The 12756-nt window shown below is 45.0% G+C and carries 9 protein-coding genes; 2 read left to right on the top strand and 7 right to left on the bottom strand.

Features of this window, described 5'->3' with window-relative positions:
• Positions 1-35: 35 nt before the first annotated feature.
• Entirely contained in the window at positions 36-1793 is a 1758-nt protein-coding gene (locus AC1DPK_RS00130) for a type 2 periplasmic-binding domain-containing protein (protein WP_477508869.1), read from the top strand.
• Positions 1794-1889: 96 nt separating this feature from the next.
• Positions 1890-3440: a carboxylesterase/lipase family protein gene (locus AC1DPK_RS00125; protein WP_477508868.1), complete on the top strand. Its 1551-nt coding sequence runs from the start codon at positions 1890-1892 to the stop codon at positions 3438-3440.
• Positions 3441-3472: 32 nt separating this feature from the next.
• Here AC1DPK_RS00125 and AC1DPK_RS00120 read toward each other — a convergent pair whose 3' ends face one another.
• From AC1DPK_RS00120 to AC1DPK_RS00090, 7 genes are all read right to left on the bottom strand, one after another.
• Positions 3473-4237, bottom strand: a complete 765-nt coding sequence (locus AC1DPK_RS00120) for a helix-turn-helix transcriptional regulator (RefSeq protein ID WP_441880519.1) — start codon at positions 4235-4237, stop codon at positions 3473-3475.
• Between the two features lie 198 nt (positions 4238-4435).
• Positions 4436-5356, bottom strand: a complete 921-nt coding sequence (locus tag AC1DPK_RS00115) for a carbohydrate ABC transporter permease (RefSeq protein ID WP_339204221.1) — start codon at positions 5354-5356, stop codon at positions 4436-4438.
• Positions 5357-5375: 19 nt separating this feature from the next.
• The gene (locus AC1DPK_RS00110; RefSeq protein WP_477509116.1) at positions 5376-6284 is read right to left on the bottom strand and encodes an ABC transporter permease; all 909 of its coding nucleotides are present in this window, start codon (positions 6282-6284) and stop codon (positions 5376-5378) included.
• A 161-nt stretch (positions 6285-6445) separates the two neighbouring features.
• Complete coding sequence (locus AC1DPK_RS00105; protein ID WP_477508867.1) at positions 6446-8125, bottom strand: ABC transporter substrate-binding protein; 1680 nt, start codon at positions 8123-8125, stop codon at positions 6446-6448.
• Positions 8126-8235: 110 nt separating this feature from the next.
• The gene (locus AC1DPK_RS00100) at positions 8236-9996 is read right to left on the bottom strand and encodes a sensor histidine kinase (protein WP_477508866.1); all 1761 of its coding nucleotides are present in this window, start codon (positions 9994-9996) and stop codon (positions 8236-8238) included.
• Between the two features lie 12 nt (positions 9997-10008).
• Positions 10009-11574 carry a response regulator gene (locus tag AC1DPK_RS00095; protein ID WP_477508865.1) on the bottom strand — a complete coding sequence of 522 codons (1566 nt, stop codon included), beginning with the start codon at positions 11572-11574 and terminating at the stop codon, positions 10009-10011.
• Positions 11575-11625: 51 nt separating this feature from the next.
• Positions 11626-12537, bottom strand: coding sequence for an AraC family transcriptional regulator (locus AC1DPK_RS00090; RefSeq protein ID WP_477508864.1), 912 nt, complete (start codon positions 12535-12537; stop codon positions 11626-11628).
• Positions 12538-12756 lie beyond the last annotated feature (219 nt).

Raw genomic sequence — 12756 nt, 5'->3', positions numbered from 1 at the left:
CATTATAATAAAAAATGAATTGAGGGGGTTTACCATTGAGTAATCGTCATAAAGCGGTGAAAAAATCGATGGTGGTGTTGTTTACTTGCATATTCATGGTGACAACAGCATTGGCCGGCTGCAGCAAATCGGAGCCCAGCACTAATGAATCGGGACCACAAAACCACACCACGATTGATCACAGCAAGCCGCTAACCCTTACCGTATTCAGCAACGCGGCAAACTACCAAGGAGAGCAGACCGGGTGGTATGGGAAGCTTCTCAAAGACAAGTTTAATATTACGTTGAACATTCTTGCACCTCAGGTAGCCGGCGACCAGTTATACAAGACAAGATCGGCAGCAGGTGATCTGGGAGATATTCTGATCATCGAGAATAGTCAGTTGGAAGAGTTGATTCCGGTAGGTCTTGTTATGGATATCACCGATCGGGTTGCGAATACGAAGTACCTGTCACAATATGTGGACAATCACTTCAAGCCTTTTAATGGAGGATTTGATAAAGTAAATCCGGAAGGCAAGATTTATGGTTTGCCGACTTTTGTAGCGGATACTTCACCAACGACATTTTCAGAAGAACTGCCTTACTCCAGTCCAATCCTGCCTTGGGATTACTATAAGGGAGTAGGAGCTCCTAAGCTGAACAATCTGACCGATCTACTGAATGTACTGAAGCAGATGCAGGCAGAATACCCTAAGACGCCAGACGGCAAACTGATCGTTCCGATCACGCTGTGGAAGGATTGGGACGGCGGGGGGATGGAAAATGTACGCTGGTTGAGCAACTGGTACGGTTATGAACAGCCAAATGGTACCTCTACGATACAGTTGAATGCAAAAGGCGACATCGTTCCGCTCATCGATGACAACAGTATGTACAAAAAAATTGTGCAATTCTATTTTACTGCAAATCAAATGGGACTGATCGATCCGGATTCGGCATCCCAGGACTGGAACAAGGTTGCTGAGAAGCTTACCAACAAGCAGGTGCTTCTTTTGTGGTACTCATGGCAAAGAGGGTTTTACAACTCGATTGAAAGAGGGATGAACGGAGATGGGAATGTCGCAGTTCCGATCGCTGACACCCGAATCATTCAAAGCAGCGATGCTTATTACGGCAGCGGGAGAGTATTTGCAGTCGGTTCAAAAGCCAAGGAACCCGACAGAATTATGGAATTCTTGGATTGGTTCGTGTCTCCTGAAGGCCTTCGCTACACGACGAATGGTTTTGAAGGCTTCAACTACGAAAAGACAGCAGACGGCAAGTTTAAGCTGACCCAAGTCGGTCAAACGGCATTTCAGGAGAATACACCTGTTCCAGAGGAATACGGGGGCGGCGGGTACCAGGATGGCCAAAGCAAGATCAATAGTATGATCATGAGCGATTTTGTGAAGGACCCCGATTCAGGAGAGTTTTATAACAATAATTACTGGAGCTCTACAAAAGAAGCTAACAAGACAACTTTAACGACAGATTGGCAGAGTACATTTAATGCAACGAACGCAACAGAATACTACCTGAAAAATAATATGATCGATATTGTACCTAACATTAATACAAGTTTCGGTGTTGATTCATCAGATATCAAAAACAAGCGAAGCCAAATATCGGATTATGTAAAAAACACATCATGGAAAATGGTTTTCGCAAAAAATCAAGGGGATTTCGACCAGCTGTGGGCAAAGATGAAGACAGATGTGGTGGGTCTGGGTTGGAATGATGTCGTTGCCTCGGATACGGAAAAAGCTAAAAAAATCGTTCAAATGCGTGCTGAAGCGTTGGCAAGCAAATAAATAAAATCTTTCATCATTTCAAACAAGAGGGGTATGAATGAATAATTATACTCCTCTCTTTTACTAGATTACTTAGATTGAAGGGAGTCGTTATCATTGCTTAGAGTCATAAAGGTTAACAATGGAATGGTCCAGGGTCTTCCAGCAGCGGACCCGCGAATTACAAGCTTCAAAGGAATCCCATTCGCCGCTCCACCTGTGGGCGAAAACCGCTGGCGTGCCCCTCAGCCCGCGCAAGATTGGGAAGGCATATTAAAAGCATTCGAATTCGCGCCGATATCGATGCAGGTGAAACAAGAGATCGACGAAAATAATATCTATACCCGGGAGTGGGCCGTGGAACCTGACATTGCGATGGACGAGAATTGCCTCTACCTAAACGTATGGACACCAGCCAATCGTGCAGATGAAAAACTACCAGTCTATGTATGGTATTTTGGCGGAGGACTGCAAGTTGGCCATCCTTCCGAAATGGAGTTTGACGGCGAACGCATGGCTAGACGGGGCATCGTGGTGGTTACGATCAACTATCGTTTGAATGTCTTTGGGTTCTTGTCCCATCCCGACATTACGGCGGAAGCCCCAGAAGCTCCCGCTAACTTCGGCAATCTCGACCAGCAGGCGGCTACAAGGTGGGTCAAGAGCAATATTGAAGCTTTCGGCGGCGACCCGGATAATATCACCATCGGCGGGCAGTCCGCCGGCGGGGGAAGCGTCATGAGCCAGCTTACTTCACCTCAGAATGAAGGGCTCTTTCAAAGGGCAATTATACAAAGCGGGATCTTTACGCCGTTATACCCGGGAAATCTTATGCCGCTTCTTCGGAGCAGCTTGGAAGAAGCGGAACAGGACGGTGTGAAGTTTTTTGAGTATCTCGGTATATCCTCGCTTGCAGAAGCCAGGAAGCTGGATGCGGTGTATCTCCGCGACAAGGCGGTGGAGTACCATGGATTCTGGGGCACCGTCGCAGATCAAGTGTTTAGCTTGGGTAACCCGTTTGAATTGTTTCTTCAAAACAAGCGCTGGATGGTACCGGTAATGTTCGGTCATACGTCCACCGAGTTTTTCAGCGTTCCGCAAGTCGACACCATTGACGACTTCAAGCAAATGGCCATCGCTTTGTTTGGCAATGATGCCGATACCTTTATGGAGCTTTGCAGCGTTCAGCCTGATCACCTCGAAGAGTGCAAGAAGAAGGCCTCGGTGAGCGGCATTGAATATGCCATTCGAATTGCTGCGCAAGGGAGCGCCGATGCTGGTGCCGATACCCCGCTGTATTACTATAATTTTGATGCTGAAATACCGGGTTGGGATAACCCTGGCACTTTTCACTCGGTGGACCTCTGGTTTTTCTTCGAGACGCTCGCTAAATGCTGGAGACCATTTGTAGGCAAACATTATGATTTGGCGCGCCAGATGTGCAATTACTGGGTGAATTTCATCCAGTCGGGAGACCCGAACGGACTAGATGCTACAGGAGAGGAATTGCCGCAATGGGAGCCCTATACACCCGAAGCCCCGTATGGGATGCTGTTCGCAGATCGGGCCGAGTTTTCTAAGGAGCAGCCTAGCGAAATTATGAAGTTTCTAGTGGAACAATATTTCAAGAACAACAGGCTGAACCGCAGCGCCCTTTCATTCGGATGAACCGATTTTGACATAGCTGTCCGGGATGGAAATTATTCATTTGCATGCTTTTGAAATTTTCTTGGCGAATACCCCGTTATTTGTTTGAATTGCCTGCAGAAGTGTTCCACATTATGATAACCGCTAAGAGAGGCTATTTCAGCAATGCTCTGATTGCTGTGAATTAAGTATTCTTTGGCCATTCGAATGCGGCTGTTGATGACATCATCCATGCAAGAGGTACCAAATGTCTTTTTGTAAATATTCTGAAGATAGCCCGGACTGATACAGAGATAATCCGCCATTTTCGACACCGTCCAATAATCGCCAGGATGGTTTTGAATGGCGATGCGAAGCTTCAATAAAGGATAATGCTGAGGCAAAATGTCAACTTGAAAGTAAGATTCTAATAGCTTGTTGAACAGCGTACGGAGTAAACAGTCAATGGAGGATTTTTTGTAATCTCGATTAAAGCTGTGTTCAATGACGAGCAGTTCAAATAACTTGTAGCAGTAGTCCGGATCATTTAGAAAAAAGGGAACGCCTAACGGAAGCGAAGATTCCGTAAAGTAAGGTTCATTGGTTTCGAAGCGAATCCAGTCATTGACGAATTGATCCGCACAGGCCTGGTAATATACTTTTTGTTGCGGGCAATAGAGAATGGCGTTATGGGCGGGATATTCCTTTAATTCGCCATTGACCCAGAATTGTGCGGGAGTTTTGTTGATGACAAGGAGCCAGTGATTGCCAATGGGGACATCGATAACAAAATTTTTTTCGTGCGTAGTATTGCATTCTACATAATGAATATGGGTCATGAGCCCCTCCTTGTAATTAGATCTACTATATTAAGTAGAAGAAATTTATGGATTAATATTCAAATGCGTTACAACAACCAATAAAATAAACTAATGGTAAAAGGTTGAATTGAAATTATGCCCTTTCGGCTTTCCGAGCGGAAGCGAAAGGGCTAAAAAGTTATATTCTCGTTAGTTGAAGCTTTGTTATAGTTGTCATTAACCTTTCACACCACCGACGACCATCCCTTTGACAAAATACTTCTGTAGAAACGGATAGACCATAATAATGGGCAAGCTGGCTACGATCGTCATCGTTGCGCGAACCGATGTTGGCGTAACCGTCGTTACATTGCCCTGCGCATTAGCAAAGGCATCGGCAGCCGAGCCGCCTGAGCTCGTTGTAGCGCTTGATGTAGACAATACCTTCATCAGTTCATACTGCAAGGTGCTTAGTTCTGGCCGGGAAGAGTTATACAAAAATACATCAAACCAGGAGTTCCACTGGGATACCGCTACGAATAGAGACACCGTAGCAAGAGCCGGTATAGTAAGCGGGAGCACAATGCGTGTAAATGTGATAAAGTCTCCAGCACCATCCATTTTGGCCGACTCCATAATGCCCTCCGGCAATCCTTCAATGAAGGAACGGATAACAATCATATTAAACACGCCGATAATGCCGGGGATAATGTATACCCAGAAGCTGTTCAACATCCCAAGCTCTTTGGTCAGCAGGTAGGTCGGAATTAAGCCGCCACTGAAATACATCGTGAAAATAAAGATCATAGATACCATTTTTTTCAATGCATATTCAGGACGGCTAATGGTATAGGCCAGCATCGCCGTACAAAAGACAGAGATAATTGTCCCGATAATCGTCCGCGCCGCGGAGATAAAGGTCGCATAAAACACATTGGATTCGTTGAACACATATTCAAAGTTTCTCAGCGTCCATTCGCGTGGCCAAATATAAATGCTGCCTCGAATCGAATCATTCGCATCGTTAAATGACAAGGCAAACATGTTTAAGAAGGGATAAAGGGTCAAAATAACCAGAATAATCATAAAAATAATATTACACACATCGAATATTTTATCGCCTATCGATGAATTTCGAGCTGATTTGGCTTGTTCCATAGCCTTTGCCTCCTTTCAATTAGTACAATCTGCTTTCGCCCATTCGTTTGGCGAGGTTGTTGGCTGCGATGAGGAAGATGAAGCTGACCACGGTTTTAAACATCCCGGCGGCGGTCGCCAAGCCAAAGTTATTCATTTGCATCCCGTATTTCAAGACGAAGATGTCCAGATTTTCCGAAAATTCAACATTGATACCGTTCCCCAGCAAGTACTGTGCTTCGAACCCGGACTCCAGAATGTGGCCCAAATTCATAATGAGCAGGATGACAATGACCGGCTTCATGCCCGGAAGCGTAACATGCCACATCCGTTGAAGGCGCGAAGCGCCATCCATTTCAGCCGCTTCATATTGAGTCGGATCAATCGTTGTAATAGCGGCCAAATAAATGATGGTATTCCAGCCGACATTTTTCCATACTTCCGTTACTCCGAGAATTCCCCAGAAATATTCGCCAACTCCCAACCACAAAATAGGATGATCGATGAGCTGCAATCGGAGCAGCAATACATTGACAATACCCTCTGGCGCGAGTGCTGTTTGCACAATATTTGCAGCGACTACCCATGAAATAAAATGCGGCAAGTAGCTAATTGTCTGCACCGTTCGCTTGAAATAAACCTTACGCAATTCATTTAGCAGCAGCGCCAGCACAATGGCCGTTCCAAATCCCAGTACCAGATTAATAGAGCTCATAACGAGCGTATTGCGCAGGACGAGATAAAACTGCTGTTCCTGAAACAAAGATTTGAAGTTATCTAAACCGATCCAGGTCTGGTCAAAAAGATCCTTTGCCAATTTGAATTTCTGAAAGGCAATCGTCCATCCCCAGAGCGGAATATATTTAAATAGGATAACCCAGAGGAGAAAAGGCAATGACATCAGCATTAGCATTTTCTGTTTGGATAATGTTTTGAATAAGGTTCTCAGGCGCGAATCGTCAGAAGTCGATCCTGCCAGCTGTACTGCATGTTTCTTCACCCGATCCGTCTCCCTTCCGGCTAAAACTGTCTCTCTTGAGCAAGCTTAGAAGGGAAAAGTGAAGTGGCTTCACTTTTCCCGGTTCATTATTATCATTCAGATGCTGCTGTCTACCAATTTCCTTCGATACGATCCTTTACTTTGGCGGTTACAAATTTTTCAAATCCAGCAGAACCTAGCTTATTAAACTCTGCGATGTATTCATTCCAAATGGACTCAAAGGCTGTCTCAGAAGCGAACACCATTTTTGGATAGTATTTCTGCTGTAGGTCGCCTGCTTTCTGATTGAAGATCTGTTCAGGAGAGCCTTGTTCCTTCTCGATACTCCAGGCAGGGTACCAAGCTCGTTCTACCGGTTCGGAGTAAAAGCCGGAGAAGGTCTTTAGACCGTAGGCTTTTAGGAGGGCTAGATCGCCATCCGTGTAATTGACCGCCGCAACCTCTGGCTGATTAGTAGGCACATGAGCGTTGCCGTCCTCGTACACCGAGTTGTTGCCATATCGCGGCCACTCATAATCGAAGTATGCCCAGCCGTATTTACGTTTGAATTCATTGTCGTTGCGGTTGGCTACTTGCTCCTTGCTCATGATGAAACGGCCTTCTTCATTTACCGAATAGGTGACATCTTTCTCACCCCATTGAATGAGCTTCTGATTTTCTTCGGTCAATAGGTTATCCCAATATTTAATGATTCGTATCGGATCCTCAGCGCTCACGGTAATTCCTAGCCCTCGGTTGTTTACAAAGGAGGGAGGATCGATATAGGCATCTGTTATGCTTTCGTCAAAGACAATGGGAAGCGCCACATAACGTAGGTCGTCATTGCCTGCCGCTTTCAAATTGTTGGTAGCATCGCCAATCTGCCAAGCATAGTTGACATATCCGAGCACGCGGCCGGACGTAAGTTTAGCGAGGTACTGGTCTTTGTTARCAGTAAAGGTTTCCGGGTCAAGCAAGCTTTTCCGGTTCATCGCATTTAATGAAGAAAGCCAGCGCCTCTCATATTCGCTAGCCATATAAAGCTTGGCTTCATGAGTTTGCATGTCAACCATGACGTTGCCGTCGTTTGGATATCCGGCTAGATGCATCGGCTGATTGGTGATGGTGAAAAACTCGCCAGGGGTGCCAGCGAAAGTAAGGAAGCCAATCGTACCTTTTCCGTCTACCGTAGGGTATTTGGCTTGATACTTCTCGATCAGATCAAAATATTGATCAAGCGTTTTCACTTCCGGATAACCAAATTCTTTCAGTACACGTCTTTGCATCCAAAATGTACTGGACGCGTCCGGCTCCATCAAGTAGCCGTTTACATTGGCCGTGAAAGGAAGAATATAGATGTTTCCGTCCTCATTCGTGATCTTGTCCATATAATCGCCGTAGACACGCTTGATGTTAGGACCATACTTCTCAATCAGATCGTTGAGCGGGATGAATGCGCCTGCATCCAGAAGCTTAGAAAGCTCGCCTACTGGAGAGATGACATCAGGATAATCGCCGCCGGCGATCATGACTCCAGACTTTGTGCTTGCATCTCCTACTACATATTCCATCTTCCAATCGACACCTGTCTGACCTTGGAGGATCTTGCCGATGGTTGTGTTGCTTGCAAGCACGTCTTTATTCGTACCGAAAGCGAAGTAATCGTAGGTTACCGGTTCTGTACTTACCTCGCTTTTCGTTCCTTCTGCCGCTTTGTTTCCTCCTGCATCATTATTTGAGCAGCCAGCAAGGAGGATTGTCATAGCCGTTAGAACGGCCAGGCTGGATTGCAGCCATTTTTTGTTGCGCATTGCTGTATCCCCTTTCTCTATCAAAGTATTGTAAGCACTTTCAGTATAGAAGATAGTGTTTATGATTGTTATATAGCAAAGCTTAGATCGGTCTTTGAATAATTAAGTACTTATTGCTCGGAATTTATCTTTTTTTTTTCCAGCGGTAGACGCAGCATGATCCGTGAGCCTCCCCCTGGAGAACTGTCAATCGTGAAGCTGAACGATTCACCGTAGCATATTTTCAGGCGAGTAATGACATTTTTCATTCCGATGGAATCGCCCATAATCGCTTCCTCATGGAGATAATGATGAAGCTCGCTGATCTTCTCCTGATCCATGCCTACCCCGTTGTCTACAATAAGGAAGACAATCTGACCTTGTTCTTGCGCGATCTGAATCGTAATATAACCGATGCCTGGCACACTCTCAATGCCATGAATGCTTGCATTTTCTACAAATGGCAAAAAGGTCATCTTCGGAATTTCAATATCCAGCAAGGATTGATCCACCTCGATATGAAACTCTAGTTTCGTATCGAAACGGTACTTCTGAATTTCCAGGAAGCTTTCCATTAATTCAAGCTCCTCGCGAATCGTAACGAAGCTTCGCTTCCAAAGAATTGATTTACGGAAAATTTTCGCCATGTTCTGAATCGTCTTGGCCGTCTGCAGCTCGCCCTTCATCTGACTCCGCATTCGGATCGTTTCGAGCGCGTTGAATAAAAAGTGGGGGTTGATCTGACTGTGCAGCGCGTGCAGTTGAGCTTGTCTTTGGCTTAGCTCCAGCTCTTTCTTCTGAATTTCTGTAACATACACATCATTGATCAGATTCTCAATCCTCTCGCTCATTCGGTTGAACTCCACTGCAAGCTCGCCGACCTCATCCCGTTCTCGATGATAAGGAATACGTTCGAAGTTTTTGCCTTTTACGGATTTCATGTGTTTCAGAATCTTTTGAATGCGTGTATGGATCGAGCGGGAAACAATAACAATCACAATCGTAGGCACAAGGAAATTAATCCCTGCAAACCAAAGGATAAATTGCCCTGATCGCCGGACATCATATAAAATTTTCTCTTCATCCAATACTCCGTATATCGTCCAGTCTCCCAAATAGCGGTTGTTATGATATTGCTTGCTAATGATGATTGCCTTATTCGGTACGGGTATTTCCTTGAGACTTAGTGTCCGTCCTGTTTTGATCAGATCACTTGGTTGACCGCTCGACAGACGGCCGTATCGAGCTTGAGAAGACGGATCCATAAAGTAAAAATCCCCCTCAAAGCTGGATAAATCAAGAATTTGGTTAATGTATTTCATATTTAAGTCGATTTTCATGACATGCTCATAGGTTTCAAACCGGGGATCGGATAGCTTTTGAATAACGCTGATACTGTCGGACGTCACATACAAATAGGGATACGTGTTATTGAAATTTTCAATTTGATGATACCAATCCGTATTCCGCATCTCGTTCTCGAGCCTGATGATATGGCTCGAAGCCAGTATCGACGGATTGTCGCTCATAATCACAACAGAGCTGATGGATTTGTACTCCTTGTCGGCTCGGTTGAACAGATTGGATATGGCATTTAGAGACTCCACATAGTGGTCATGAGAGGCATGGAGGGTGTTTAAATGATTGTTGAGCTGCTTGTTAATCGAATACAGATAGGAAATACCTGCTGCATCTTCAATGACTGCCCCAAATTCGGCTTTTAAAAGATTTATGGCTTGTTCCGCATCTGTCGTTTTCTGATTTTTGATGTTAATGGTGGTCACATGATAGAACATCACGTTAGTCAGTACGATCGGTATGAATACGCATACAATATAAATGAAGACCAGTTTATTTCGGAGCTTCAGATGATGAAGCCGATAGTTGAGCACGGGGGAGCCTCCTTATTTTTTACCGATAATCTTATTCCGATAATCCGTTGGCGTCATGTTTTCCAGCTTTTCAAACTGGGCGGCAAAATAATCGGCATTTTGAAAGCCTACGAGATCCGCGATTTCGTACATGCGTTTTTTCGTTTGCCGCAGCAGCCGCTTGGCGTCCTCTATGCGAAGTGACAGCACATACTCATTGAAATAAACGCCGTAATTTTTGCGAAACAACTGACCGAGATAGACTGGATTCATATGGAATTCGGCAGCTATTCCTTTTAAATAGATGTTTTCTTTGTAGTGGCTGTCGATATATTTTTTCACTTTTTCAATACTGCCCTCGTTCTTTTCGCCTCGCTTCTCCGCGATATATTTAGCCGCTTCTTCTATAAACTGCAAGAAAACATGCCTTATCTGCTTCAAATTGCGGTATTTCATCTGCCAATTAAGCAATTCGTCCAACCATTGCAGATCTTTTTCGTTTCCTCCCAGCTGCCGGATGATATTGATGATAGCAATCATGATTCGCCTAATTGTATTCGTAACGGCACCTGGAGCGAAATGCCGCTCCTGAAAGGAAATAAAAATGGCATCAATGGCGGAGTGATAACCTTTCAGTTGATTGGCTTCAATCTCATAGATGAGCTTGCTATGCAGTTCTTCATCCACATCAAAGTAATATAAGGGCAGCTTATGCAGGTCCGATGCCATAAAGATGCCGTTAAAGCCTGCGGCAAAACGATAATTCAAGCATTCCTCGGCACTGGTTCCGGATTGAGCAATTTGTTTTAAATGGCTTGTCGAATGGCCTATAAACAAAGCTATCGTCGTTGCAAGCTCCGTCTCCAGCATGTCAAGCAGCATGGCGTAGTTCGTCCGCTCTGCATTGTTTTGCTCGTCCAGCCACAACTGAGGCACAATAAAGCCATATTGATTGTACGCGCGTACATGAATAAGCAGAGCTTGTCCCTCATGATGAAAATATTGCTGGAGTGCCGTTTGCAGTGCTGGAAAATAGTCAATTGCCCCTTGAGGCAGCCTATCTTGTATTTCTGCAATGATATACGTATAGGAAGAGGAGAGTGGAAGTTCCAGCGCATGGGCAATCCGCGCCATCACTTGCTCGCTTGGTTCGGTTTGCAGCAAACTTTCGATGACGGTTTCGATAAGCGGCTTTTCTCTCGTTATCGATAAGAGCTGTTTTTGATTCAGCGAATTGGCTATTTTTTTCAAAGTGGATGTAAACTCCTGTTCATCAACGGGCTTCAGGATATAATCCGACACATTGTAGCGGAAGGCTTGCTGAGCATAAGAGAAATCGGGGTACCCGCTTAAGATAATAAACAGCGGTTGATGCTCGCATTCCGCTTTCACCTTTTGAATCAGCTCCAGACCGTCTAGCACGGGCATGCGTATATCCACAATGACGAGGTCCGGGGTCTGTTGTTCGATAAGGTCCAGTGCTTGCTTCCCATTTTCCGCTTCGCCACAAATTTCAAATTGCATAGACGACCAATCCATCAGACTTATTAAGCCCTTGCGCACAAAAATTTCGTCATCCACGATCAGCACCTTATACATGGTTTTTCCTCCTTTGAGATACAAACTACGGCCTTAGCTACGGCTGTTTAACTACAGCGATTCTTTCGGTAATGATGCATTCCCTTGCAGGCGTTTAAACGTTGAAGGCGAAATTCCCTTATATTTCTTGAATTGCTTTGAGAAGTAGCTAAGCTGCTGAAAGCCGTTTTCGAGAGCTGCCTGCAGCATGCTGCACGAGCCGGATTGGATCATCAGCGCGGCGCTGTTGACGCGGAGCATATTAATATATTCGAGTGGTCTCATATCCGTCAGCTCTTTGAACAGCCGGCATAGATGGGACGGCGATATGGAGCCGATGGATGCCAGATCGTCGAGCGTGAGCGAAGATTTGTAGTTTTTGTTGATGTACTCCAGCACTTGAATCATGTTTTTCCACTTGTTCGTGTTTAAAGGATTGGCGCGTTCGTATAGCTGCTTTGGAATCAAATGCGGGTAGAGAACTGCGAGAATCATATAAAGCCGTCCTTTGACACCAAGCTGAAATCCTTCGCGTTCGACGCGGTATTCCGTGAGCAGATCTTCGATTCGGTCGATCAATAGACGATCCTGCACTCGCCGTCGAGTCAACAGGGAAGGGAACAAAAGATCTCCTCGAAGAAGCGGATTCAAACATTGCTCCTGACAGAAATCGGGATGCAGGGCGGATAGCCAGGATAGCTTGAATACGATAGCGGTGTAGGAGCAACCGTAAGCGGAGTTGCAATAGCCGCTGTGGAGTTCTGCCGAATTGACGATCAGACAGTCGCCAGCCTGCACATGGATCTCCACATGGTTCACGGAGAATACGGCCTGTCCCGCTCGAATATAAATCAACTCGATTTCCTCGTGCCAATGCAACGGAAGAATAGACTGATTTCCCGAAAGATAATCTACGTTATAGACGGCGAACGGAAAGTCAGAGGAGCCGTGCAGTACTTTTTCCAGAAGACGGTATTCCAGCAAAGATATTCACCACCCTATCAATATTGAGTTAATTATAAACAAAATAGAGTTATAAGTTAACTTATAATATCAATTTCGTGGTAATGCAGAGGATTAGAATTCAGTATACGAAGGAAATGAATATTTGCTGTCCTTTTGCACCAGTTAATGATTAGAACTGCATAGGTCATGTTTTAACTTTACAAATGTTTATAGTTGCATGCGATTAGATATAACAAA

The organism is Paenibacillus sp. 01T424 (genome assembly GCF_056398745.1).
Note: the sequence above shows the minus strand (reverse complement) of the source record. Positions and strands in the feature narration are given on the sequence as shown.